The sequence below is a fragment of the Paenibacillus sp. N3.4 genome (genome assembly GCF_008017805.1).
In the GTDB taxonomy this organism is placed as follows: domain Bacteria; phylum Bacillota; class Bacilli; order Paenibacillales; family NBRC-103111; genus Paenibacillus_E.
Genome location: NZ_VRTT01000010.1, coordinates 1 through 25,054, shown reverse-complemented (window position 1 = coordinate 25,054; position 25,054 = coordinate 1). Strand labels below are relative to the sequence as shown.

General features: G+C 45.9%; 24 protein-coding genes and 1 pseudogene. 2 read left to right on the top strand and 23 right to left on the bottom strand.

Features of this window, described 5'->3' with window-relative positions:
- Window positions 1–82 precede the first annotated feature (82 nt).
- The 3 genes from FU659_RS07440 to FU659_RS07430 all read right to left on the bottom strand — a co-directional run bounded on the left by FU659_RS07440 (window position 83) and on the right by FU659_RS07430 (window position 4,770).
- Window positions 83–1,357 (bottom strand): ABC transporter substrate-binding protein, encoded by a 1,275-nt coding sequence (locus FU659_RS07440; protein WP_147946975.1) that lies wholly within the window; start codon window positions 1,355–1,357, stop codon window positions 83–85.
- A gap of 108 nt (window positions 1,358–1,465) precedes the next feature.
- Window positions 1,466–3,034, bottom strand: coding sequence for a response regulator transcription factor (locus tag FU659_RS07435; RefSeq protein ID WP_147946974.1), 1,569 nt, complete (start codon window positions 3,032–3,034; stop codon window positions 1,466–1,468).
- Window positions 3,031–4,770 carry a sensor histidine kinase gene (locus FU659_RS07430; protein WP_187273971.1) on the bottom strand — a complete coding sequence of 580 codons (1,740 nt, stop codon included), beginning with the start codon at window positions 4,768–4,770 and terminating at the stop codon, window positions 3,031–3,033. Before FU659_RS07430 ends, FU659_RS07435 begins: the two co-directional genes overlap by 4 nt.
- A 341-nt stretch (window positions 4,771–5,111) precedes the next feature.
- On the opposite strand from FU659_RS07430, the gene FU659_RS07425 reads away from it, so the two are divergent.
- Window positions 5,112–6,101: a ketoacyl-ACP synthase III gene (locus FU659_RS07425; protein WP_147946972.1), complete on the top strand. Its 990-nt coding sequence runs from the start codon at window positions 5,112–5,114 to the stop codon at window positions 6,099–6,101.
- 255 nt (window positions 6,102–6,356) lie between these two features.
- Here FU659_RS07425 and FU659_RS07420 read toward each other — a convergent pair whose 3' ends face one another.
- From FU659_RS07420 to FU659_RS07390, 7 genes are all read right to left on the bottom strand, one after another.
- Window positions 6,357–7,085: a glycosyltransferase family 2 protein gene (locus tag FU659_RS07420; protein ID WP_147946971.1), complete on the bottom strand. Its 729-nt coding sequence runs from the start codon at window positions 7,083–7,085 to the stop codon at window positions 6,357–6,359.
- A 3-nt stretch (window positions 7,086–7,088) separates the two neighbouring features.
- The gene (locus FU659_RS07415) at window positions 7,089–7,877 is read right to left on the bottom strand and encodes a glycosyltransferase family 2 protein (protein ID WP_261807672.1); all 789 of its coding nucleotides are present in this window, start codon (window positions 7,875–7,877) and stop codon (window positions 7,089–7,091) included.
- Window positions 7,799–8,146, bottom strand: a complete 348-nt coding sequence (locus tag FU659_RS07410) for a hypothetical protein (protein ID WP_187273970.1) — start codon at window positions 8,144–8,146, stop codon at window positions 7,799–7,801. Before FU659_RS07410 ends, FU659_RS07415 begins: the two co-directional genes overlap by 79 nt.
- Window positions 8,130–8,825: a glycosyltransferase family 2 protein gene (locus tag FU659_RS07405; protein WP_261807679.1), complete on the bottom strand. Its 696-nt coding sequence runs from the start codon at window positions 8,823–8,825 to the stop codon at window positions 8,130–8,132. The genes FU659_RS07410 and FU659_RS07405 overlap by 17 nt, the downstream gene beginning before the upstream one ends.
- 481 nt (window positions 8,826–9,306) lie before the next feature.
- Complete coding sequence (locus FU659_RS07400; protein ID WP_147946969.1) at window positions 9,307–10,626, bottom strand: nucleotide sugar dehydrogenase; 1,320 nt, start codon at window positions 10,624–10,626, stop codon at window positions 9,307–9,309.
- A 39-nt stretch (window positions 10,627–10,665) separates the two neighbouring features.
- Window positions 10,666–11,361, bottom strand: coding sequence for an acyltransferase (locus FU659_RS07395; protein WP_147946968.1), 696 nt, complete (start codon window positions 11,359–11,361; stop codon window positions 10,666–10,668).
- A 58-nt stretch (window positions 11,362–11,419) separates the two neighbouring features.
- A complete protein-coding gene (locus FU659_RS07390; protein ID WP_187273969.1) occupies window positions 11,420–12,406 on the bottom strand; it encodes a glycosyltransferase in 987 nt (328 codons plus the stop codon).
- Window positions 12,407–12,580: 174 nt separating this feature from the next.
- On the opposite strand from FU659_RS07390, the gene FU659_RS07385 reads away from it, so the two are divergent.
- The gene (locus FU659_RS07385; RefSeq protein WP_187273968.1) at window positions 12,581–13,591 is read left to right on the top strand and encodes a DUF4855 domain-containing protein; all 1,011 of its coding nucleotides are present in this window, start codon (window positions 12,581–12,583) and stop codon (window positions 13,589–13,591) included.
- A gap of 111 nt (window positions 13,592–13,702) precedes the next feature.
- Here FU659_RS07385 and FU659_RS07380 read toward each other — a convergent pair whose 3' ends face one another.
- From FU659_RS07380 to FU659_RS07320, 13 genes and pseudogenes are all read right to left on the bottom strand, one after another.
- Window positions 13,703–14,119 (bottom strand): hypothetical protein, encoded by a 417-nt coding sequence (locus FU659_RS07380; protein WP_147946965.1) that lies wholly within the window; start codon window positions 14,117–14,119, stop codon window positions 13,703–13,705.
- A 25-nt stretch (window positions 14,120–14,144) separates the two neighbouring features.
- Window positions 14,145–15,134 (bottom strand): glycosyltransferase family 4 protein, encoded by a 990-nt coding sequence (locus FU659_RS07375; protein ID WP_147946964.1) that lies wholly within the window; start codon window positions 15,132–15,134, stop codon window positions 14,145–14,147.
- Window positions 15,131–16,090: an NAD-dependent epimerase/dehydratase family protein gene (locus FU659_RS07370; RefSeq protein WP_147946963.1), complete on the bottom strand. Its 960-nt coding sequence runs from the start codon at window positions 16,088–16,090 to the stop codon at window positions 15,131–15,133. Before FU659_RS07370 ends, FU659_RS07375 begins: the two co-directional genes overlap by 4 nt.
- Window positions 16,087–17,154: a Gfo/Idh/MocA family protein gene (locus tag FU659_RS07365; protein ID WP_147946962.1), complete on the bottom strand. Its 1,068-nt coding sequence runs from the start codon at window positions 17,152–17,154 to the stop codon at window positions 16,087–16,089. Before FU659_RS07365 ends, FU659_RS07370 begins: the two co-directional genes overlap by 4 nt.
- Window positions 17,151–18,263 (bottom strand): DegT/DnrJ/EryC1/StrS family aminotransferase, encoded by a 1,113-nt coding sequence (locus FU659_RS07360; protein WP_147946961.1) that lies wholly within the window; start codon window positions 18,261–18,263, stop codon window positions 17,151–17,153. Before FU659_RS07360 ends, FU659_RS07365 begins: the two co-directional genes overlap by 4 nt.
- Window positions 18,257–19,264, bottom strand: coding sequence for a CgeB family protein (locus FU659_RS07355; protein ID WP_187273967.1), 1,008 nt, complete (start codon window positions 19,262–19,264; stop codon window positions 18,257–18,259). Before FU659_RS07355 ends, FU659_RS07360 begins: the two co-directional genes overlap by 7 nt.
- Window positions 19,265–19,300: 36 nt before the next feature.
- Window positions 19,301–19,882, bottom strand: coding sequence for a glycosyltransferase family 2 protein (locus FU659_RS07350; protein WP_187273966.1), 582 nt, complete (start codon window positions 19,880–19,882; stop codon window positions 19,301–19,303).
- A complete protein-coding gene (locus FU659_RS07345) occupies window positions 19,848–20,906 on the bottom strand; it encodes a glycosyltransferase family 2 protein (RefSeq protein WP_261807671.1) in 1,059 nt (352 codons plus the stop codon). Before FU659_RS07345 ends, FU659_RS07350 begins: the two co-directional genes overlap by 35 nt.
- A 72-nt stretch (window positions 20,907–20,978) precedes the next feature.
- A complete protein-coding gene (locus FU659_RS07340) occupies window positions 20,979–21,737 on the bottom strand; it encodes a glycosyltransferase family 2 protein (RefSeq protein ID WP_147946958.1) in 759 nt (252 codons plus the stop codon).
- 87 nt (window positions 21,738–21,824) lie between these two features.
- Window positions 21,825–22,679: a dTDP-4-dehydrorhamnose reductase gene (gene rfbD, locus FU659_RS07335; RefSeq protein ID WP_147946957.1), complete on the bottom strand. Its 855-nt coding sequence runs from the start codon at window positions 22,677–22,679 to the stop codon at window positions 21,825–21,827.
- Between the two features lie 14 nt (window positions 22,680–22,693).
- A pseudogene (locus FU659_RS07330) lies at window positions 22,694–22,822 on the bottom strand (NAD-dependent epimerase/dehydratase family protein); the annotation flags it as partial.
- Entirely contained in the window at window positions 22,813–23,532 is a 720-nt protein-coding gene (locus FU659_RS07325) for a sugar phosphate nucleotidyltransferase (RefSeq protein WP_147946955.1), read from the bottom strand. The gene FU659_RS07325 and the pseudogene FU659_RS07330, both read right to left, overlap by 10 nt.
- 222 nt (window positions 23,533–23,754) lie before the next feature.
- Window positions 23,755–25,054: WIAG-tail domain (locus FU659_RS07320; protein WP_187273965.1), on the bottom strand; the 1,300-nt coding region annotated here is incomplete at its 5' end.

The window sequence follows — 25,054 nt, the reverse complement described above, 5'->3', positions numbered from 1 at the left end:
GTTTTTTCACTTCTATCGTACAGCGGCCGACTGCCGATCCATCGTAAGAGATGGTCATGCGCCGGCCGCGAACAGGATACATTTATTTCTTGATCGTGGAATCCCACATCTTCTGCACTTCAGCCAACACTTGATCTCTCGGGAATTGTCCGCCAACATAGGCCTGCAGCGGTCTCGCAAATTGCTTATCCATACCGGACGGCCAGAGCAGATGAGCGAAAGGAATCGTCTGATTCTTGTCTACATATGCGGTCATATCTTTTGCTAATGGTCCCAGCTCGTCGGTTGCTTTCATATCTTTGAACGCAGGAATCATGCGCATGGAATCGACCAAATATTTTTGACCATTCTTGTGCAGCCAGATAAGGAATTTCTTCGCTTCCTCCACATTTTTGGAATTTTTGTTGATTACGTAGTACGCAGGAACGCCTACAGGGAGCTTGGTTTCCTTCTCATTGTCTGTGAACGGCACCGCGAACATGCCCATCTTGATGTTAGGGTTAATCTTCAAAATCGGATCGATCGCCCACACACCCTGTTGCATCATGGCAGACTTGCCCGAGGCGAAGTTAGCTACTTGATTGTCGTAGCTGATTCCAACCGATTCGGCGCCCTTGCCATACTTAATCGTCATATCCAGGATCTCGAAGAAGCTGTCTAACGTCGGCATATCTTTAATTTTCATCGTGCCAGCGTTGATTTTATCAACATTTCCTTGCGGATCGGTCATATAAGCGAACGGCAGATTAAACAAATGTCGTCCGAGCACCCATGTTTCCTTGTAACCTTCAGAGAAGGAGGCAATACCTGCCGCTTTCAGCTTCTCGTTTACTTGCTTAAGCTCTGTCAGTGTCACAGGAACCTTCTCGATGCCCGCTTTAGCGAACAGCTCCTTGTTATATACAAAACCATAGCCTTCAATCGCACTAGGGAAGCCGTACTTCTTTCCATCTACCGTCATGCCCGGCTCTGCGAAAGGCTGTACTTGGCTCATCCACGGCTCATTCGACAAGTCGAGCAGACGCTCTTTCCAATCCTTCACCCCACTATAGCTTTTGGCGAAAAAGATATCCGGCTCCTCTCCCGAAGCAAATCGGGTCTTAAGCAGCGTGTCAAGGTCCGCACTTAATTGCGTCTCAATCGTCACGTTCGGGTTCTCATTCGAATAATCCGCTGCCATCTGCTTGACCTGATCCGATATTTCCACCTTGCTTTGCAGTAAGTTCAGCGTAACCTTCTTCACCGGCGCACTCTGTTTTGGTGATGCTACCGCCTTATCATCTGCCTTAGTTCCGCAGCCCGCCAGCAATCCCCCGGCTAACCCGATTACCGTAATCATCGACATGAACTTTTTCATTGCAATCCCCCTATAAGCTGTGATGGTTTGTTTGTGGTTCAACTTATGACCTTATTGTATAAATTCGCGTCGACAAAGGGCAGGGAATATATTCATGTAAAAAGGTAATTATTTAATCGACGCTTCTTTACGGTATTGCAGCGGTGACAGGCCCGCTTGTTTCTTAAACACCTTGCTGAAATAGTTTTCGTCTTCATAACCGATCCGGCTCGATATTTCGTACACAGATAAGCTTGTATTCGTCAAAAGCACTTTGGCGCGCTCGATTTTCAAATGAGTGATATAAGCTACAATTGTAGTCTGATAGGTGTCGCTGAACTTTTTGGAAATATATTGCGGGCTGAAATGAAACTGCTCGGTTAGTGACTTCAGCGAAATATTTTCATGATAATGGCTGTCGAGATAAGCTCTTATGTCCTGTATCCCGATACCTGACATTGGAGGCGCTTCTACTTTACCGATCAGCAGCATCATCTGCGCGGCAAAAATGCGCTCCCATTCCTCGATATCGCACACCCACATAGAGATCAAAGGCCCTTGAACCGTACCCTTATTCGATGAAAGTTTCTGACTGTAACGCCCCAGGAGCAGGTTGGCTTCCATCGTGCAGCCTTGCAGCTCCTTAAGCAGCAGCGTCCCCCTGCGTCGAAGCGCTTCCATATGTTGATCGATAATGGTGGATGCAAAGCTTAGGTTTCCTGTTTCAATCGCCTCTCGCAGCAGCAGCTCCTGATTCATAAGGCTCGGAAGCGGATTTGTGTTTACGATGCTTGTGGTTCCTTTTCCGATATCCGTGTTCAACAAGGCGTTCTGAGCTTCCCACATTGCTTGATGAACATCCGTCAACGCTACGCTTCGGCTGCTTGCACCAATGAGCACATGCAGGCCTATCGTCTGCTCCCAAGCACGCTTCAACCGTTCTAAATAAAACTTCACATCAGCACGCCCTGCTCCCAGTCTCGGAAAAGAAATGAGCAGCACCCATTGATAAGCATCCAAACGGCATATATGATGAACGGCCTGTCCGCTCAACGCATCACGGGCAATGTTATCCACGGCAAACAGAAACAGATCATCATCCTTCATAAAACGCTGGTTCAACACATAAGTCATATTGCGGGGAACGAGAATAGAGCATTCGAAATTGTCCTGCATAATGCCCGTCTTAGTGAAAATCCTCCGGACTGAATCTGTCAGCAGGATCTCATTGCGAAAATAAGCCGCCAGCTTCTTCTCATCAAGGAGCGCATCCGCTTTTTTTACCAAATAAGCCTTCTCAACTTCTTCTTTTCTCGACTCTACCTGCATCCGCCATGCCGAAACCGCCTTGCGAAACGCTTCCTCCACTTCCTGCCGACGGAACGGCTTCAAAATATAATCAACCCCGTTCGCCTTAATTGTTGCGCGGGTGTATACATAATCGTTATAACCGCTGATGACGATGACCTGCGTGTTCCAGCCTTCCTCTCGAATTCGCTCAAGCAGCTCCGTACCGCCCATAACCGGCATTTTCATATCACAAAACATCACGTCAGGCTTATGCAAACTTATCAGCTCCAACGCCTCAAGACCGTTGGCTGCCATATACTTCTCCGTAACGCCATAAGCTTCCCAATCGACCGATAGATCAATGCCTTCTCTTACGTGCTCTTCATCATCCACGATTAATACTTTCATTGGTTGTCCTCCTCAGCTAACGGTATGCTAAGCCTGATTTCAGTCTTGTTATATGGCAAACTGCTGATGTCCCACTCGAACCGCTCGTCGTATTTAATTCTAAGCCTTTGCAGCACATTAATCATACCGATGCCGCCTCCTTCTTCTCGAGGCTCCGGCCGATTATTCGCATAAATTCGCTTAATCTGCTCAACCGTAGCTTGATCCATCCCTTTACCGTTGTCCACAATGCTGATCACGACCCGGTCGTGCACCGTAACGTTGACCTCGATCTCGCCGGAGCCGGTCCCTTTCTCAAAGCCATGAATGATGCTGTTCTCAACTAGTGGTTGTAGAATCATTTTGGGTACAGGGATTTGCAGCGCAAGAGGTTCGCTAGTAATTCGAAACGACAACTTATTCCTAAATCGTCCTTCTTGCAGAGATAAGTAATGCTCGATATGCTCTATTTCTTGCTTTAAGGGAACGACTTCCGTGCTTAGGTCCATACTATAGCGTAAAATTGCGCCAAGCTCCGTAATTTTATCGCTAATATTATCCATACGGTTACGCAAAGCAAGTGTGTTGATGGATTGCAATGCATTGTATAGAAAATGCGGATTAATCTGTGCCTGCAGCATCTTCAATTGTGCTGTGGAAAGTTCGATGCGCTGCTTGTAATCGCGGATCACATACTCCTCAAGATTGCGTACCATCAAGGCAAATCTAGTTTCCAGAATGCCGATCTCGTCATCGCGCGTTTTGAACGATTCCAGTCCAAAGTTTCCGGTCTCAACCCGTGCCATATTGCGGATCAACCGCTTAATCGGGACGAAGGCGGAATAAGACAAAACCGATACAAACACGATGATAGCGGCGAGTGCAGCGAATTGGATCGCCAACGATTTCTTCAGCGTCTGCTGGGCGGTCTGATTGATCAAGTCAGCCGGGATAAACTTGATAAGTGTCAGCGGTGAATGAATAAACGTATCGTTGACATAAATAAACACACCCTTATTCCCCTGCCATTCGCCAAACCAGTAGCCTTGCTTATCCTGCAGCGAGCCCATATGCGGATCGATGTCGGCCAACGAAAGTTTGGATGATCCGCGCTCTGTCGATGTATAGAGCAGTTGTTTATTTTCGCCGACAAACATAAATTCCGATTCTTGCTCGGCATTGTATATTTGCTTGTTCAAACGCTCGATCTCTGTGAGCGAGACATAGATGGATAACAGCCCCAGCATCGTTGACTTTGGATAATCGATCAGCTTCTTATGCATAGCCAGAAAGCGGTCGCTGCCGATCCATTTGACCTCGTAATTCGGCACTGCCATCCAATCCTCCCGCCGATTCGTCGGTATCGAGTCCCGCCATGGCGCATTGAACAGTGAATAATGAATTTGATAATATTGCTGGTCGGTGATGCCGCCATATAGATGAACGAAGTTGATCTCTGGGCGCAAGCTGTAAATAGCGGCAATCTGCCGGTCCAGATACATATCCTTGGCTATGTTGCTCTTATCTTGGCGAAGGTACTCCATGAGGTCTGCATCTGCATACCAGGTAAGGGGCAATTGATTTAACTCTTTGAAATAGTTTTTAATATTTTCCATGCCGATGTTCATCGAGTTCTGGTTCAGTTGAATGTGGCTATCCTGAATGGATGCCGAAGTAGAGCGATAAGAGATGATGTTCGATACCAGAAAAGGCACCGCCGTTGCTAGAAGCATTAATATTAACAGTCTGACAAACATACTTTTCTTATACATTCCGCTCACCGACCCGTTTTAATAATCTAAATGGAGTTTCGTTAGTTATATCAATTCATACCGAATGAATACATGGACAATTTTAATCAAAATAAGGATTTAATTCACTTCTTACAAGAAAGACCTGAACGTGTCCATCCGTCCAATTACTATAGCATATTTGCAAAGTTGCACTCACAATAAGGTGAACCGAATCACATATTTTGCGTTGAATCTAACTATATATGCGAAACAACAATTGACTCCGCATAAGTAAAAGGTGTAAAGTAAAGATATAATTAGTACCTAGTACTAATACTTGATACTAAAATTAGGAGTGAATGACGATGCCTTCCTCTATAACACTCAACGCTCGAATTTCCGCGATTGGCAGCTACGTCCCCAGCCGGATTTTGAACAACACAGACCTTCAAGCAATGGTCGATACGAATGACGAATGGATCGTTCAACGAACAGGCATTCATGAACGTCGAATCGCCACAGAAGATGAATTTACGAGCCATCTATGTATTCGCGCTGTTGAGGATATGCTTGCACATTATCCCGTACAGCTGGAGGATGTCGAGTTAATCATTGTTGCCACCCATACGCCTGACTTGCCCTTCCCCTCGACAGCATGCCTTATTCAAGATCATTTCGGCATTCCCGCCACGGGCGCCTATGACCTAAATGCTACCTGCGCAGGGTTTGCTTATGCGCTGCATACGGCAAGCGCCCTTATCTCCGCAGGGGTTCATCGTAAAGTTCTTGTCATTGGCGGCGATACCTTGTCCAAGATTACGGACTATTCCGATCGCTCCACCTGCATCTTATTTGGTGACGGAGCCGGTGCCGTACTCCTTGAGAGTGAAGAAGAGCATCCTGCTTTCCTCGCTCACTATTTAAGTACAGACGGCTCCGGTGGCAAGCATGTGTATCGAACAGGTCTAGCTTCCTCGCTTCACGGAAATCCCCTTGAAGGACAGGGAAAACTCGTCCAGAACGGCCGCGAGGTATATCGATATGCCGTAACAACTGTACCGCAGGGGATCGAAAAACTGCTTGCCAAGACGGCCATGGGCGTCAAAGACATCGCTTGGTTCATCCCCCACAGTGCGAACTTACGCATCATAGAGTCTATCTGTGAGAAAAGCGGCATTCCCTTTGAACAAGCCTTATACAGCCTTGAATATTACGGAAATACATCTGCTGCTTCCATTCCACTCGCTTTGGATATGGGTGTGAAAGAAGGTAAAGTGAAAGCCGGGGATACCTTACTGTTATATGGTTTTGGCGGGGGGTTAACGCAGGCGGGATTGATCGTTCGTTGGGGGTAGTCTCGGGCAATTTCTCAACCGAATTTTCTGAAATGCTGCGCTACTTGCTCCGATACCTCTACTTGATCGGCAACGCTTTCCATCGCTCGGTACAATGCTCGCTGGCTTCTAGCCAGCGAGTTCCGGTTTGTCTCATTTGATACAACGGAATTTCGTATCCCACTCAAAGCCAATAAAGTAAACGTTCGTGCAGCACAATTGTGCATGGCCTAACGCCATCATCATGGTGATTCCCTTACCTCTGTTACAACTAATCTAAATGAAGCTATGAGGATCAACTCCCCATTTGTCTAAAAATTTCTGACGATTTTGTTGAAGCAGCCCTTGCAGAGCCTCCACACCCTTTTTGTGAAAGCTCGCACTACCGTGATGGAAAATAAAGCAATCCCCGGTAATTAGAAGCCGATAACCAGCCAGCCGAGCCCGATAGCAGAAATCATCATCCTCATAAAAGCCCGGCGTAAATATCTCATCCATGAAGCCAATTTTTCCAAGCATTTCTCTTTTGAAAAGTAAACAAATCCCAACCAATCTGTCCGTTTCCTGCCACTTGCTTGGGTCAGAATTGTTATATTTAGCGGTCATATCACTTATATTCGTGAATTCTTCCTTAATTTGCTGTTTACCGCTCGCATAGTTCGTAACAGGCCCTACCATCCCTATATCCTCACTGCTGTATAATGAGCGCAACAAATTATCCAGCCAGTTCGGAGTCATCAACGTATCGTTATTAAGCAGCATGAGGGCATTCCCTCTAGCGATATGAAGGCCCAAGTTGCATGCAACGGGAAATCCGTGGTTAATAGGGAGTGAAATGAGCTTCAATTTCTCCTTCACACAGTAGGTGACAGAGCCGTCCTCCGACCCGTTATCAACCACGATGATTTCATAAGGCAGCGACGTATGACTCCGAATGGACTCGACACATTCTTTTAATAACGCAAGGCCATTATAATTCGGAATAATAATACTCGTTACCTGCATAATTCATCCCCCCTTAAGAAACTCCCTCTTCCGAATAATGTCAGGAAAAAGAATCCGTTTTCCTTTCGCCTGCAACGCATGCTGCAGCGCCTCGATATGATCCCCGATGATTAATCGAGATATTGGATTATCTACTCGCTGGTTCTGTTTCCTGTTTTTATTCCCAGATATAACATTGATACTTGCAGATGACTTAATACGTAATCCGGAAAGAATGGCGGCAGCTTGGGCTTTTGGGGGAATCTGGAGCATGGAGCAGCTGATTTGCTGGAGCGCCTTTCTCGATATCGCATGAGGAACGGCGGTGAGAGAATTGGCATTCAAATCAGATCTCTTTAATGAAGTGTTCAGAAATTTTTTCATAACGGTATCGGAATCCCATAATGAAAACCGAGGCAAAAAAGGAGTGATGTTGTTAAGTGCCACATCGGCTCCCCGATCAATATCATGGATGAATGGTATGAGATCTTCAGCTTGAACGACAAAGTCTCCATCTACAAACAGCAAGATGTCGGAATTAGAAAGCTCTGCACCAACTACTCTTCCCACATCATGCCCTAAGGGATCGGTATAATGGACAATTAACGCATCGGAATGCATTTTGACTTTCTCAAATGTCCCATCCTGAGAGTTATTAACGATGACAATCAGTTCATCCAGCGGTAATCGATTCAGCTGTTCAAGCACATTAACAATGTTTGTCTCCTCATTCATCACACTGACAATAGCTGCAACCGATCTTCCGTTGGCAACAGAACCCAATCCGTCATAGGCATACCCGAGGCTTGGCAAAATCCTGCAACATACCCCTTGGAGGCTGCCCGATAGTGACGAGAGCTTGGATGGAATAGATTCGATTTCATACGCTTAAGCCAATAGGTATTCAACGCTCTCTTTTGGTAAGACTCCTGGGAAGTGGAATGGGTAGCGGCATCCGCTTTGCCGGCTCGAATACCCCATTTATGCCAGTATAGCTCACTTCGCGTTGAAGATTTCGCTGATTTTGCAATAAATTTACGGGATAATCGCTTGTTTGTCGATCGCTTATTTACCAACTTCATCGAATTGCGCCGAACCGCCGTTTTCTTCACTGTTGGCTTCATCTGAATTCACCTCATTGTCTCTCCAATCCGAATGTTGTCTTGCTATACTCATACGATCATCAGAGGATTGAATGAGCCATTGAATGGCTTCCAGATGATCGCCTATGATTAAATCACCAACTGGGTCGGGGGAATTGGCTTTTCTTCGAATTCGATTGCGGAGGCCCACCTTCACCAATTGCGCTGCTTTTATGTGAAGCCCGCGATGTATGGCTATTGCTTGCGCCAGTGGAGGGACCGCCAAATTTTCTGCACCAATTGTATCGAGTGCTTTTCGGCTAATCGCATGCGGAATGCTTGTCATCGATGCGCCATTCAAATCGGTGCGGCACAAAATTGCATTTAGTGCATATTTGGCCAAAACAACTCGATGGACGTGCGATTTAGAAATGATTCCGTTATATTTATTTAAAGCAACATCGACTCCTTGCTGAACAGCCTTGATAAGCGGTATCATTTCTTTGGCCAGAACGACAAAGTCAGCATCTAGAAATAAGAGGATATCCCCTTTCGCATGCATGGCTCCAATGCTTCTCCCTACATCGTGTCCTAGTGGTTTATCAAACGAGATGATCCTTGCTCCTAATCCAGCAGCTACACGCTTACTGCCATCCGTAGATCCGTTAGCTACGACAATGACTTCTGTACGTGGTGCACCCGATAAGCCTGTTTAATGACCTTGGACAAGGTGCGGACTTCATTGTGTACAGGAATGATGACCGATACTTTAGGAATACTCAAATTTCTCTCAACTCCTGCTCATGGTGGATTACCCGATTTATGTATTCTATGATTTTTAGAGAAAGTGGACAGGGCAGAAGTCGTATCTTAGGTAAAACAGGCTTTTGTATCTCACTAACTAGTCTTACAAGAAACGTGATCATTGGGGCAATCCCGATCCCCCCCTCTAGAGGAATTGAAAAAAGGTGCTGTTCCATCATTCATTTACGAATGAAAATGGGGACAGCACCTTTCCTTAAAGGATTCTAATGAAATTCTCTTGAGTGAACATCGCTGCCAAAGATAAGTCATCCACATGATAATAAAGTGACAGGTCGAATGCAATCATACATCCATCACTAGTCAACCAACAATAAGGCGGCTATCTTTGATTAGTTTCAAGACGTCCCTAAACCCGCACCCAAGCGATACACATGATGCTTGTCATGCATGCCAGCAGTAACGTTTCGCGTGTCAAACACAATCGGTGCATGTGTTACAATTTGTTCGAGAGGTATGGCGGAATGGTCTGTAAAGATGATTACGCAGCCTGTATGTTGCAGCATCTCATCATTTATTTCAACACTTTGATAGGTGCTGCCGTTTACTTGAATCTCCGGAATGTAGGGATCATGATAGCTAACCGACAATCCTGCTTCTACAAGTAAGCGAATTAAGTCAAGTGCCGGCGATTCACGGACGTCATTAATATCTTTCTTATACGCGACGCCATAAATAAGAACGCGGGCATGCCCCGGTTCAGACTGTCTGGAAAGCAAGGTTCTCACACGGTTCACGATGTAATTCGGGATGGATCGATTGACTTCATCGGACAGCTGGATAAATTTGCTCTCCGTTCCGAACTTATTCGCTCTCCACTGTAAATACAGCGGGTCGACTGGGATACAATGTCCGCCTATTCCTGGGCCGGGATAAAATGCTGTAAATCCGAAAGGCTTCGTTTTGGCCGCCTCAATAACTTCCCACACATCAATATTCAACTTATCGCAAATCGCCGCTATTTCGTTCATGAAGCTTATATTGATCAGCCGATAAGAGTTTTCCAACAGCTTTGTGAGCTCCGCCACATCCGTAGAAGAAACTCTCACTACCATGTCAAATACGCTGCTGTACAGGGCTTGGGCACATTCAGCACACTGCTTTGTCAGACCGCTGATTATTTTTGGAATTTGTTCAACTTTATAATTTTCGTTTCCGGGATCGATCCGTTCCGGCGAGTAACCGATATGGAAGTCAATTCCGGCGGTCAAGCCGCTTTCCAGTTCCAGCATGGGCTGCAGAATCTCCCTCGTCGTTCCCGGATATGTGGAGCTTTCCAGAATAACCAACTGGCCTTTTCGCAGATGTTTGCCGATCTCCGAAACGGCCTTTTCCAATATGGTGAGATCCGGTGAATGCGAACTGTTCAGGGGAGTCGGTACACAAATGATAATCGCATCGGCCTCTGTGACTTTCTCGAAACGATCTGTTGGATAATACCGACCGGTAGCTAAGCACGACACGATTTCTTCATCCATCACATCGGGCAAATAACTCTTCCCGTTACGAAGTGCTTCGATTTTGCCAGGATCCACATCGATACCAAATACGGTATGAACTTTATTTACGAAGAGCAGGGCCAATGGCAGCCCCACATATCCTTGACCGATTACTGCTATTTGTTGAAACGAATGATCTGATCCACTGCCGCTTGCCATGAAAACTTCCTCCTTAACATGGAAAAATATAGATATAAGTTATTTGGCGGGTCTCCCCGGGTTTCCGATATACGTTTGCCCGGAGGGAACATCCTTGGTAATAACCGCGCCTGCACCTATGACCGCCTGTTCGCCAATCGTTATCCCAGGAAGCAAGGTGGCGTTATTTCCAATCCTTGCCCGTCGCTTAATAACGGGACCTTGGTGAGGATAGTTGCCCAATCCCATATATTTATCATTAGAGGTCGAGCAGCAGGGCCCGATAAATACATCATCTTCAATTATCATGTCGCTCGTAATATAAGATGAGGTTTGTATGGTAACACGCTTACCGATAACTGTCTTAGGTTCGACAATGACATTCCGTCCTATAATGCTGCTTTCCCCCACCGTAACACGTTCCCTGATACTGGCCATATCCCCCACAAGAACATCGCTTACCAGTGTTACACTGGTATAGATGACAACCCCGCTGCCGATCTTCACACCATCGTGAATGACTAGAGAAGACAACTCCGCTGCGGGCTTAAGCGCCATCTTTTTATTCGATGATGGCCTTTTTCCCAATACGCATAAATCGCCAATTTGCACGCCGCTGCCGATTTGTACACCGCTTTTAATCACAACAAAATTTCCGATGGTCACATCGTCTCCTATTGTGACTCCCGGATCGATAACTGCATGCAGACCGACGTTTACGTTTTTCCCGAAGTTAACTTGCGTTCCTTCCTCCATATTTTCTTTTCTCCTTCAGATGAATATATTTATAGATGCACCTGGTTACGCAAATCAGTCACTCTATTTTGGAATAAATATCTAATAGTTTGGGAATTACATTTTCCACAGCATGGTACCGTTCCACATAAGCACGGCCGGCTACACCAAGCTTATAGCGAAGCTCAGGGTTTTGAAGCAAATGAAGGAGCACATCGCGAAGAGTATCGGGATTGGCTACCATAATCGGCAAATCGTCAGGGAATTTAGCTCTCACATCGTCCCTTACGTACGCAACGACCACTTTCCCCATCGCCATCGCCTCAACGCTAAGCACGCCATAGGTGCCGCATAATAATTGATCGACGATAATATCAGCTTGTAAATACATCTGCATCGCTTGCTGGTGATTCATTTTCTCAACGGTCATGTAAGTGAAAGGATTGGTTAGTTTCAATTCCCCTATCGCTTTCTCAATGTAAACCGATCCTTTAAATTCCCGGTTCGTGGGAGCGTGAATAATAACCGGATTATTATTATGAGGTGATGGATAAGCATAAGGAATGCTATGATGCCTGCAAGCAAGAGGAAGCACATGGACATGTTCATAATAATCCGTTACATGCGGATATATCTCATAATCTTGGACTATGGCATGCTTCATATATTTGCTGAAATACGTCAGGCTGTCATGAATGGCTTCATCCGTCAAGTAACTTGGGGGAATGGGATAAGGATTCATGCTCAAGGCGCCTTTTGCCTTACGGACATCGTTTCCCCAATGATGCATAATCATTTTTTTTCCTTTATCGAGAATAAGCGGAACATCAAAATTGTTGACTACAAAGGTATTGCCGTTATGAAAATGAAACAAATCCGCATAGTTCACAAGCGGATCTATTAGCTTGATTAACTCATAGGCATCCGTATTGACCACGCTGCCGTTGTAGTTCAGAAAAGAGTTGAACCAATTGTATCCGTTGGTTTTATATCCAGCTTGCCTTAGACCGCTTACTAATGTTCTCATCTGCCCCGAGATTTCCGTCGGCGCATGAACGATGATCATATAACTCCTCCTTTCAGCGTTCATATTTCTCGAACACTACTCTACTGTTTATTCAAGTGTGGCAATTATCGCTTGTACTTTTGCCAAAAATGGTTTGTTGTGCAGGTCATCGCTGATTTCTTAAACATACTATTTAATATAAATACAAATCTTAAAATATTAGGGAGTGAAGAGATGGTTCTGCCCACAATTGGATTTTTGCCACCCAACGCTTATGAACTGCGCAATCACGTATGCATGATCCCATGCGGAGGTTTAGCAAACGATGTCCCGCTGACATGGAAAGACAGCCAACTACAGTATTACGCTAAATATATGGTGCACGGACAACGGATTGACAGCATGTTTAAAGGCTTTATCTTCAACGGAATTCGAACAAGAGACACTCATTTCTTAGATCCGTTGTTTGTTGGATTCGGAGAGCCTTCGGAAATGATAGATTGGCTGCAATGGATAGATGCTTTGTTTGCTCCGTATGCCAATTTTCATGCCCTGCACCGTCTGGCGGAAAACGAAAAATTGGACGTTTGGGTTTCTGTTCCATACCCTCATCCATTTCAAAAAAACTTCGGAACCGTTCAAGGCCGCAATCTCGATTTTGAATCGGAAATCGATCGCTTAACCGCCGTCCAGTGGTGGCTGGATCAATTCGTAAGCCGTTGGGAGCAAAGCTCTCAGCTTCACGATAAACTGGCATTTAGAGGCTTTTTGTGGCAGAGAGAAGTCATTGACGATGATGATGAAATGATTGTCAAATGGGTTAACGCCTCCATTCAGGCCAAAAAATTTCTATGCATGTGGTTGCCCAATTATGGTTCGGCCCGCGTTATAGACTGGCGCGAGCTTGGTTTTCATGTAACAGCTCTCCATTCGAATTTTAGCGGAAATCAGAATTTCGATAGCAGTTGGATAAAAAATGCTTGTATGTTCTCTCGCTACTATCAAACTGGCATCCAAGTGACTTGGGGTAAAGGAATGATGTATAACGATACGCATCAGTTGGATTACTTTAACTTAGGTTTGAAAGAATATAGCAATTACGTGACAGATTCATTTATTGTGTATCAGTTTCCTAATCAGACTCTGGAATCTATTAATAGAGACTCCCTTACGGACTATATACGGCTGTATACATTTATTAAGGACCTTTATCAAAAAATCGATTACCCCGGCATCACTTATTGAATATTCATCCTTGTTTCGGTCATTAGAGTTATAAATAATAATCCCCCTTAAGTTAACCGTACATTGTTGCTTTGTACGTGTTACTTAAGGGGGATTTTTAGGAGGAAGCGATTATACCGTGATTACGAGGAGATAAGGAGGAGTTTCCTCCGAAAAGGATAGATGACCCAAGGAATGCAACTGTAAAAATACTCCGTGATTTTCTAAACTGTCAAAGCGCCAAGCTTGTATATAATTGTTTAAGTCAAACCTTCCTTCATTTGTTTCGGAAGATAGGCGACCTTCATTTTTGTTGAGTATATATGCCGGGCATACATTTCTAATATATTGCTCATCCCACGCTGTAGTAATTTCATGCAATTGCAGGCTGATCTCCGTACTTCCTGCAGGTAAAGGAACAAACAAAGTCATGGAGGTGACATCCATATCTGTTGGGATTACTGCAATATTAAATGAAACATACATCTCTTTTTCGAATACAAATAAACGGTTGGGAATAAACAGCATAGATTTCTCTAATGAGTCCATTACAGGTCCTCCTTTTCTCATCAGATCAAGAACGCAAATTTCCATAAATCTGCTCCAAAAGATCGACCACGACTTCTTTGGCATGATATTTTTCCGCATATTCCCGTCCATGTTCTCCCATCTCTAACCGTAGCGACGGGTTTTCAAGAAGGAGTTGAATGGCCGAAGTTATATTGTCCGGATTCGCATTCACAACTGGCAGCTGTGAAGGAAACCTGGCAGCTACATCGCTGCGGATGAAGGCGAGAACAGGTTTACCCAGTGCCATTGCTTCAACGCTTAGCAAGCCGTACGAGCCACAGCGAATCTGATCGATAATCAGATCGGCTTCCCGGTACAGCTTAACAGCCTCTTCATGATTTAAATGTTGTATGCGCCTATATTCAAAGTTATACGATTTCTGCAAATGATGAATGGCCTCTTCAATCGCCAGGGTCCCCTTAAAATCCGGGTTTGTAGGTGCATGAAGAATAAGAGGCCGCTTGACATCCTTCTTAGGAGAAGACGGAATGAACCGCGAAAGGTCGATGGATATCGGCACCACATGAACTTTCTTATAATAAGGGCGGGCATAGGTATATACCTCATAGTCTTGTACAATGGCCTCATCCACGTATTGGCTGATGGCAGTCAATCGATGATGAATGACTTCATTTCCGGGAGAGTCTCCCGTATACACATAGGGATTGTTTATACGCGCCAGATCGTGGAACCTGATATCATTGCCCCAATGGTGCATAATCATTTTCTTACCTTTGCCTCTGATGATTTCAAGATCCTTATAATCGGGAAGCAGGCTGCTAGCGTAATGAAAATGGAAAAGATCGAAGAAATTAATGATGTGCTTATACGTCGTTTGAATTTCATGAGAGTTCGTATTCACAAGATGATCTTTATAGCCCAAATAGGAATGAAAGATGTTGTAACCTGAAGCCAAATGCCCCCTTTTTTTGAGTTCCCCGCTCAAGATACCCATCTGCCCGGCAATTTCAATCGTCCCTTGAAATATTTTCATACGGAACGATTCCCCTTCTTCCTCCATTGATCTGTTTTCCGCAATCCCTCGGCTAAACCGGTTTTAGGTTCCCAGCCTAAGGTGCGGCGCAAAAAACTGGCATCCAGACACCGGCGGTAAACCACATCCACGGCTCGTTTCGGATAAAATGTCGGCCCCAGGAGGGTCCGACCGCTTATTTCAGATATGACCTCGGCTAACCGGTTTACGCTTGTCTCTACGCCGGTTCCTACATTAAACACGTTCCCTACAGCATCGGGATGCAGCCCTGTAGTCAGAAGCGCTTCAATGGCATCATCGACGTAGGTATAATCCCTTGTTTGCGTACCGTCGCCGTAAATCATAAACGGCTTACATTGATCGGCCGTTTCAAAAAATTTGGCCACGACGCCACAATACGGATTCGTCGTCAGTTGACCCGGTCCATAAACGTTAGACAACCGGAGAACCACAATCGGCAATTGATGCATGCGGTGATAAACCTGACAGTAATGCTCCATGGATAATTTGCTCGCTGCATACGGAATCGTTGTTTGATAACTGCTCTCAGGCGTCGGAATAACATCGGCATTTCCGTAAACCGATGCTGTCGACGTATAAACGAACCGATGTAAGTGAGGGCAGAGCTCCTTTGCTTTTTTTAACAGCAAATAGCCTCCATATAAATTCACGTGAAAATCGTCGTCCATATTGTCGGCGGACATCACCAGATTCCTGCAAGCTACGTGATAAATGTGTGTGACGGAGGGAAGCACCCGCTCCAACAACTTTTCATCCACATAGGAAGCTTCAATAAACGTCAGCCGATCTGAGACGGGGACATTCTCGCGCTTGCTTGTCGAACAGTCATCTATGACCGTAATGCGCTCTGAAATGGGAAGCAGCTTCTGCAGCAGCTGGGATCCGATAAATCCCGCTCCGCCTGTAACAAGGACATTGCCGAATAAACAGGTCATTTCCAGCCCTCCATGTTTGTCATTATCGTTGTTGAAAAAGAGGTTAAGGGTGCGGGTACCGCTTGCCCCTTTCGTACCGATTCGTACAACGCAAATATCATTTCGACCGCTTTCTTCCCTTCGGAAGCATGTATAATCATAGAACTGTCGTTTCCTTTCACGGCTTGGATAAAGTGTTCGTACATGAGAAGGTGCTCATCGGCAGCGTCGTTCTCGGACGGTAAGTCCTGCGGTATGTTGTCAATGGACCATTTGCGTATTTCATTTAAACCGATCCCGCCGATACTAACCGTCCCTTTATCCCCAAAGAGGGTAATGCTGTTGTCGTAGCTGTTCGGGTAAGTCAGTGTGTTGGCTTCAATGATGCCGATGGCTCCGCTTTTAAATGTCACGATTCCGGCAGCAACGTCTTCCGTTTGCTTCGGTATAGATCCGCGAAGCATACTGCCGAACACGCTTTCGTAGTCACCCATGAACCATTGCATTAAGTCGATAAGGTGGATGCCTTGGTTAAGCAGCATCCCGCCGTCCTTATCCCACGTTCCTCTCCAAGGCGCAGCGTCGTAATAAGCTTGTGAACGCTGCAGTCTCATGGATATAACGCACAGGTGCAGATCGCCCATTGCCTTGGCATCGATCAGCTCCTTGATCCGCTGCATGACAGGCTTATATCTCAATTGGTGGCACACTTGAACACAGACAAGATGCTTCCGGGCATAGTCCACGATTTCATCCACTTCACGAAGAGAGAGCGCAATCGGTTTCTCAACAATGACATGCTTTCCCGCTGCCATCGCCCGTTTGGCCAAGTCTGCGTGAAGCATGGAAGGAGTAGCAATAATTACCGTTTGCACCCGTGCATCCGACAACATAGCGGTAATGTCCTGATATGCGGTTATCTCAGCTTTGGAACCGGAGAGTTGTCTATACTTCAGTCGGGCAGCGTCCATACGTTCGGTCTGGATGTCACAAAGAGCGGCCAGTTCCGCGTTCGCGCATTTCGCGAGGGAGGCGATATGGCGGTCGGAAATTTTTCCGCAGCCGACTAAACCAAATCCCATCATGGCGTCATTTCTCCTTTTAACCGGATCAGGATGTCGATAACTTGATTCTGTTCGCTTTCCAAAAGAAAAGGACTCATAGGCAAAGCCAACAGTTGCTGAGACATCCGTTCCGCTACGGGAAATGCGCCGAGCTTGTAGTTGAGGGACGCATAAGCGTCTTGAAGGTGAAGCGGACACGGATAATAAACGCCGCACTGGATCTCCCCATGAATCAGCGCATCCTGTACCTGGTCCCTCCGTTCAGACCGGATACAAAATAAATGGTAAATGTGAGTCCGGTCCTGTGGTCCCTGTTCTATGCTGATATAAGAAATATCCCGCAAAGCTTCCTGGTAACGGGTGGCCAAACGCATCCTTTCCTTATTCCACTCGTCGATCTTCGGTAATGCGATTAACAGTATGGCGGCATGAAGTTCATCCAACCGGCTGTTATAGCCGATTTCGCTATGAAAATATTTTTTTTGACTGCCATGCTGACGAAGCTGGCGAATCCGCTGGGCGATATGATCGTCGGAAGTGGCTATCAGCCCGCCATCGCCGATCGAGCTTAAGTTTTTGGTAGGGAAAAAGGAAAAACATGCTGCATGTCCGATACTGCCGACACGTTTTCCCCTATACTCGGAGCCGAATGCTTGACACGCATCTTCGATCACCACTAATCCGTGTTTGTCCGCAATATGCATGATTTCATTCATATCAGCAGGCTGTCCGAATAAATGAACGGGAATAATGGCCCTCGTTGCCGAAGTTATTTTTTCCTCAATACGAGACGGATCCATACAGTAGGTTTGCGGATCAATATCGACGAATACAGGAACAGCGCCGACGCGAGAAACAGCCTCTGCTGAAGCGAAAAAAGTAAAGGGTGTCGTAATGACCTCGTCACCGGGACCGATCCCGTACGCATCCAACGTGAGCACAAGAGCGTCAGTGCCGTTGGCAACGCCAATCGCATGAGAGACTCCCAAATAAGCGGATATTTCACTTTCCAGGCGCCCAACGTTAGGTCCGAGAATAAACTTTCCCGAATCAATCGTATCGGCCACCGCTTGCAATATATCCTGCTTCATCGACTGAAATTGACGTACCAATGGAACTAATTCTACCATCTACGAGCTCTCCTCTTTTCCCCTAAAGGTTTATCAATCGCAGGCAATATGTTCTGCAAATGCATCGAAAATGTATGGTTTGACAACACTTTCTCCCTTGCTTGCCGGCCAATGAGCATCCGTTCTTCCGGACGCTTCAAATAATAGCTCACTAGCTCCAGGGTTTCTTCCTGGCTAGAAGTAAGAACGATTTCTTTCTTATCCTCAAAAAGTCTTTCCAACTCCTCCGTTCGGCTGGCAATCATAAACGCGCCTGTACCTAAAATTTCAAAAGTACGTTGACTGACTTGATCCACAGCGTTCTGCACACCCAGCATGATTTTGGTCTTATGATAAATGTCTGAAGTGTTTTTGTACGATATATACCCATGAAAACGATGAGGCGGGATGGAAGCACCGAATTCGATTTCCAAGAAATCTTTGCTTTCCAACCAATTGTTTCCCCATACACCCACCTCAACTTCGGCTTGAATCAAAGGAAAGAGCAACTGCTTAAGACTATCGTATCGAAAGGTTCGCGTTTCCAAATGGGTCGTCCCGATAAACGAGACATCATATATTTCAGCGGGGTTTTCTGATTTTGGAGAAAACATGCGCGGATTAAACGCAAAATTTAAGTACGCCGAACCGATTTCCATATTTTGATATTTTTTCACACATTCAGGGTGGATAGTCCAGACGATGTCTGGTTTCACACGCCGGACAAAAGGCACCGAAATGCCGTCAAAATGAATTTTGTCTTCCGTAGCCCAATAAATATGAAGCAATCCATATTTATGGCATAAATCCGGTATAACATCCAAGGAAGGGTGAAACATCGGTTTGTCGATGCCCACGGTAATTAACAGATCCGGTTTGAAATAAGAAATCCCTGCTTCAATCTCTCTCATTTCCCATGAGGTTTGGTAGTAAATGCTATGGCCCAATTGGCATAAAGCGTCTGCCAAGCTGTTAATGTAACATGACAGATGATTCAAAAAAAAAATTCTTAATCTCTTCAAATCTGGTTTCCCTCCTTCAAGCAGCATCACTCTCATTTATAAATGTGCATAATCTATATTTAACGTCACATTTCCAGCAACCATCCATCTATAGCCGGCGTCACGTGCGCGGCTGCAATAATCGTCAAATACATGGTCATGGTCTCCATACATGCGCGACTTCTGAAGGAATCCCACTTTTTGAAGCAAGTCGCGCTTGAATAAGATGCAGACGCCGGGATCATTCTCATTTAACTGGCCTTCTGTGACCTTCAGGTTGCCCGTTGCCGGGCCCAATAAAGGACGGACAATTCCGATATCGTCCTCGCTGTACAAACATTGAAGCATCTCAGACAACCAATGGGGTGATACTAAGACATTATGTTTCAGTATGAGCAGATTATCTCCGACTGACAATTTCAAACCGAAGTTGCATGCCGAGTGAAACGTATGGTTCCACGGTAATGACACCATAGTCAGCCGCTCTTTGCGGCAATAGTCGTCTGTACCGTCATTCGATCCATTGTCGATAATGATTATTTCATAAGGATCATCCGTATGGCTGCGAATGGCGTTTACGCAAGCTTCAAGATTGTCCTTGGCCTTATAGGTCGGGATGATCAAGGTTGTTCTGGACACTGTCATCTTTCCTTTCTTCCATAAAGTGACGTTGCCGCATCAGATCGGGAAAGTTCAAGCGGGGAGCCGATGTTTCCATTAGTTCATGCAGGGCTTCCAGATGATCCCCAAGTATGAGCTGCTCTACATGATTTTCCTCCCCGACATTCTGTTTGCGGAGTCGGTTGCTGTTGATGACATCGGCAACAACAGGTGAACTGACAACGGAGAGACCGTAACGAACGGCCCTTTCATGCGCAACAGGGGGGACAGCTAACACTTTTGCGCCCAATCTTTCAATAGCACGGAGTGATAACGCATGAGGGACGGCTGTCAACGAGTCCGCATTCAAATCCTTTCTTCCCAGACAAAGATTTAGAAACTGTTTGATGTTGGAAACCGAATCCCTTTGATCATAATTCGGCAGTATGGACGAAATCGGGTTCAGGACTACGTCCGCCCCCTTTTCTATCTCATAAATAAATGGCAGCATAATATCCACACTAATCGTCATATCTCCGTCCAAAAAGAGTAAAATATCAGAATGTGATAATTTCGCTCCAACTGCTCTACCCACATCATACCCAAGCGCCGAATCAAAATGAACGATCGTGGCGCAGCATGGATGATTGCGGACAATTTCGTAACTATTGTCCGTAGATCCATTAACAACCACAATGATTTCCTCGAAAGGAAGGCGAACAAGCTCATTTAACTGAGATTGTAAAGTTGCCTCTTCATTCATTACTGTAAGAATGCAACAGACCTTCTTTGTTGTCGGCAATAGTAGTAGTCTAGGGTTTATGTTAATATTTGCTGTTTGAATAAATCCACGAATGAACTGTCTGCAAGCGAGAGGGTAGCTTAATAAAGGCACATAGCTGAAATTAATTTTCCGAAACCATCTTGCCCAACTTAGATTTAACCAGCGCAACCATTGAATCTCATCAGGAGGTTCATCTGCGGCCGATTTGGGCCAGAACCATCCAACCGAACGGCATCCCTCGGCGTAAGCCGCCTTTTCCCAGCCTGTTTTTTTGCTCAAAGTGAGTTTCTTTGCTACAATTTTTTGCGGAAGGGCCGCCGTTCATTTAATGCTTTTGTTTTTATCTTCATTTCAGTCTCTCACCCTTTCACGCTGCCTTCCGAGGTCCGTACGGTTGACACGGGGATCGCTCCGACTAAGCATCCAATGAATCGCTTCAAGATGGTCCCCCACAATGAGCGGGATAACTGGATTAGGTGATTCTCTTCGCTTACGATTGATTTTCCTGATATCCACAAAACAAGCCTGGGTGACATGAAGCCCGCTTGATATGGCAATGGCTTGAGCTTTGGGCGGCACCGCTAAATTATCGTACCCTATGACCTCCAACGCATTCCTGCTAATGGCGTGCGGGATGGTCGTCATCGATGAACTGCCCAGTCCGGTCGAAAAAAGTAAAGAATTTAATACCCATTTGGATAAAGCGATACTGCTCACATTCTTCGTATTCTCAGGGCCTTGATACGTGTTTAAAGCGATGTCGGCCCCGTTCTCTACCGCTTTCACAAACGGCATAAGCAATTCGCTGGAGATCACGATGTCTCCGTCTATGAACAGGATAATATCCCCTTTGGCTTCCTTCGCACCTATGCTTCTGCCGACACCATGGCCCAGCGCAATAGGGTAGTGGATCACTATAGCGCCCATCTGTTCGGCAATTTCCGCGGTTCTATCCGTTGACCCGTTGACAACAACGATTATTTCCAAATTAGAATGAACGTTCTTAACCTGCTTGATGACATGGGCAATCGTTTTCGATTCGTTCTTTGCCGGAATGACAACGGACACTTTAGGATTCATGCGATCAGATTGCGTATCTAAATTTGTCATTCGATCACCTCAAATCGGCATAATATCGTACCCTCTATACTATGGTTTTAGGAATGAAATGAAACGGCTGTTGTCCTCCCCCTGTCATCAATCAGCAGCATAGACAACTTGGAAAAAATAATGAAGCGCTGATTTCCAGTCCCTCAAAGGACTAAAACCATTCTTAACCATAGCTTTATGTTCAAGGACCGAGTACATAGGTCTTATAGCAGGAAGTGGAAACACATCCGAATGTACAGGACACAATTTAATATGAGCCAATTGCGCGATCCTCAAAATTTCGCAGGCAAAGGCGTGTCGGGAACACATACCTTGATTGGAAGCATGATAAATGCCATACCTGTCCGTTTCGATCAGCTCACGGATGAAAATAGCTAGATCCAATGTATACGTCGGTGAACCGAACTGATCATCTACGATGGTAAGCGGCTCTCCGGCTTGAGCTTTTTCCAATATTTTGGTTACAAAATTGTTCCCCTTGCTTCCGTATAACCAAGATGTGCGAACAATGAAATGCTTACTGCATGTTGTTTGTACGAACTTTTCTCCAAGCAGCTTTGATCGACCGTACGCATTGGATGGATTCGTCGTATCTTCTTCCGCATAAGGAGACCCCTTTGTCCCATCGAACACATAATCTGTACTCACATAGACTAGCTTAGCACCTATTTTTTTACAGACTTTGGCGATATGAAGTGAACCGAAGGCATTCACCTGATAAGCAAGAACCGTTTCCGTTTCTGCTTTATCCACATTCGTATACGCGGCTGCGTGAATGACCGTATCTGGCCTTTCACGGAGAAGTATATCGATTACTTGTTGTTCATTGCCCACATCCATCTGCTCTTTAGTCCAAGTGCTCACTTCATAATTTGTTGTAGCAAAGACACGTGCGAGATCGTATCCAAGCTGGCCGCCAGCTCCGGTTATGAGAATTTTCATGGCTGATCATCTGCTATCGCAGTATTCGTCCGTTCATTCTGTCCGCCGATATTGTACACTTCTCCAGGGGTACCGTCTTCAATGATTCGCTCGATTGCGGAACAGTGGTCATCCACATATAACCAATCTCTCATTAGCTCTCCCCCTTTCTAAGAGAAAGAGTAGCTTGAAACAACGATTCGTGTGTGCCCGCATCAATCCACCAGCCTGAAAAAAATTGATGCCTGAGCTTTCCGACCGCAGCATATACGTTATTCACGTCCGTAATTTCAAACTCACCTCGTTCGGACGGGATCTGTGTATGGATGACGGCAAACACGGTTGATTCAAAAAAATAAATTCCTGTCACAGCGTAAGAAGAGCTCGGATACTCGGGCTTCTCCTCAATACGGACAATGACGTTATTTTGAATGTCCGGAACACCGTACCTGCTGGCGTTATCTACCTCCTTAAGTATGACCATTGCGCCCTCTTCCTGATTCTCAAAACTACGGATCATGGGCACTAATGAATCCTCGAACAAATTATCACCAAGCAGAACGACAAACTTTTCTCCGACATGAACAAAATCTTCTGCAAGGGCAAGAGCCTGAGCGATGCCACCTGCGTGATCTTGCAATTTGTAAGTAAGACGTACGCCGAATGTGTCACCGCTCCCCAAGTACTCCAGATACAAACTTGAAGATTGTTTGCCCGTAATAAGCAAAATATCTTGTATACCGGCCCCGCTTAGCTTTTCGATGGCATATTGAATCATCGGCAGTTCACCAACCGGAAGCAAATGTTTATTGATGATGTTCGTCAGAGGACGCAGACGGCTTCCCGTCCCTCCCGCCAGTACAACACCCTTCACAAGGCATCCCCCTTTCCAATCAACCTAATGGTCATCAGTCACAACCGCTTCTTTAATCATATGCTCTTGTGTAGGTTTCAAATTGGACGAATACCTCCGAATTCAAAATTGGTCATTAAACTAGCTGTAGCGATTCGTCCATCCAGCTAGTTGCTTGACGCGCAAAAACGGCACGTGATCGCAATAATCTGCGACCACGTGCGTTTATACGAAATTAATATTTTATTTATGAGAACCAATGGCGATCCAGTTCACGATACCTTGTTGATCTGGTGAAAATTTGGCGCGAACAACCGAGATAATTGCAGAATCTACTGACTTTTGTTTCACCGATACGAAGCAAGCCGAATGATTCGTCATTGCCGTTAAGACATAATACTCATCAGCAAACTTCTCATCGAAAAGTAACGTGACTTCAATGCTTTCATCTTGAATTTTCATTTCGAAAGGTACGAGTCCGAACTGCTGTATAGCATTCTTTTTGGAAGAAGACGTCTGGAGAACAGAAGCGGCTAGCTTTGTCAAAGGAAGTGCTCTTTCAGCGATATGTTCACCGCTAACCGCTCCTGCGCTCAGCTTTGTTCCGTCAATGCTGCCGCTAGCCAGCTTAGATCCTTCCACTGCACCATCAACCAGATGACCTGTTCGAATCGAACCGGCGGCTAGCTTATTTCCATCCACACTGTTCTCCGAAAGGTGGACACTATGAATTGCTCCCGACGCTAGCTTGCTTCCGTCTACACTGCTCGCTGCCAACTTCGAACCTTCTACCGCACCATCAACCAGATGACCTGTTCGAATAGATCCGGCGACAATCTTGCTGCCATCGATACTTCCTGCCGCCAACTTATCGCCCTCTACGCTGCCGCTTGCCAGGTGATAATTGCTGATCGCTGCTGCAGCCAACTTACTCCCATCAATACTGCCTGCGGCCAGCTTCGCTCCGAGCAAAGCACCATCTGCCAGATGCGTGCTAGTTACAGCACCCGAAGCTAACTTGCTGCCGTCTACACATGCATCTGCCAGCTTCGTTCCGTCCACTGCGCCGTCGGCAAGGTGTTCACTGTTAATCGCTCCGAAGACCAACTTATGGCTGTCTACACTGTTCGCTGCAAGATGGTAGCTGCTGATCGCTCCCGAGGCTAGCTTACTGCCGTCAATGCTCCCAATCGCCAGCTTTGCTCCGAATAAGGCCCCGTCTGCTAAATGATTGCTGCCTACCGCACCAGGTGCCAGTTTGGAGCCGTCCACAGAACCATCGGCCAAGTGACTGCTGCTTACAACGTTTGCCGCTAGCTTGCTACTGTCGATGCTGCCCGCTGCCAGTTTCGATCCTTCCACAGAACCATCGGCCAGATGGTTGCTATTCACAGACCAAGCCACTAGCTTCGTGCTATCTACGCTGCCTGCGGCCAGCTTCGATCCTTCCACCGCGCCTTCGGCGAGGTGTTCACTGTTCACAGCACCGACGGCCAACTTATGGCTGTCTACACTGTTCGCTGCGAGATGGTAGCTGCTGATC

Excerpts from the sequence above, each read along its gene's own strand:
- FU659_RS07440 (WP_147946975.1), bottom strand. The coding sequence starts at position 1,357 with ATGAAAAAGTTCATGTCGATGATTACGGTAATCGGGTTAGCCGGGGGA.
- FU659_RS07435 (WP_147946974.1), bottom strand. The coding sequence starts at position 3,034 with ATGAAAGTATTAATCGTGGATGATGAAGAGCACGTAAGAGAAGGCATT.
- FU659_RS07430 (WP_187273971.1), bottom strand. The coding sequence starts at position 4,770 with ATGTTTGTCAGACTGTTAATATTAATGCTTCTAGCAACGGCGGTGCCT.
- FU659_RS07425 (WP_147946972.1), top strand. The coding sequence starts at position 5,112 with ATGCCTTCCTCTATAACACTCAACGCTCGAATTTCCGCGATTGGCAGC.
- FU659_RS07420 (WP_147946971.1), bottom strand. The coding sequence starts at position 7,085 with ATGCAGGTAACGAGTATTATTATTCCGAATTATAATGGCCTTGCGTTA.
- FU659_RS07410 (WP_187273970.1), bottom strand. The coding sequence starts at position 8,146 with ATGAAGTTGGTAAATAAGCGATCGACAAACAAGCGATTATCCCGTAAA.
- FU659_RS07400 (WP_147946969.1), bottom strand. The coding sequence starts at position 10,626 with ATGGCAAGCGGCAGTGGATCAGATCATTCGTTTCAACAAATAGCAGTA.
- FU659_RS07395 (WP_147946968.1), bottom strand. The coding sequence starts at position 11,361 with ATGGAGGAAGGAACGCAAGTTAACTTCGGGAAAAACGTAAACGTCGGT.
- FU659_RS07390 (WP_187273969.1), bottom strand. The coding sequence starts at position 12,406 with ATGATCATCGTTCATGCGCCGACGGAAATCTCGGGGCAGATGAGAACA.
- FU659_RS07385 (WP_187273968.1), top strand. The coding sequence starts at position 12,581 with ATGGTTCTGCCCACAATTGGATTTTTGCCACCCAACGCTTATGAACTG.
- FU659_RS07380 (WP_147946965.1), bottom strand. The coding sequence starts at position 14,119 with ATGGACTCATTAGAGAAATCTATGCTGTTTATTCCCAACCGTTTATTT.
- FU659_RS07375 (WP_147946964.1), bottom strand. The coding sequence starts at position 15,134 with ATGAAAATATTTCAAGGGACGATTGAAATTGCCGGGCAGATGGGTATC.
- FU659_RS07370 (WP_147946963.1), bottom strand. The coding sequence starts at position 16,090 with ATGACCTGTTTATTCGGCAATGTCCTTGTTACAGGCGGAGCGGGATTT.
- FU659_RS07365 (WP_147946962.1), bottom strand. The coding sequence starts at position 17,154 with ATGATGGGATTTGGTTTAGTCGGCTGCGGAAAAATTTCCGACCGCCAT.
- FU659_RS07360 (WP_147946961.1), bottom strand. The coding sequence starts at position 18,263 with ATGGTAGAATTAGTTCCATTGGTACGTCAATTTCAGTCGATGAAGCAG.
- FU659_RS07340 (WP_147946958.1), bottom strand. The coding sequence starts at position 21,737 with ATGACAAATTTAGATACGCAATCTGATCGCATGAATCCTAAAGTGTCC.
- rfbD (WP_147946957.1), bottom strand. The coding sequence starts at position 22,679 with ATGAAAATTCTCATAACCGGAGCTGGCGGCCAGCTTGGATACGATCTC.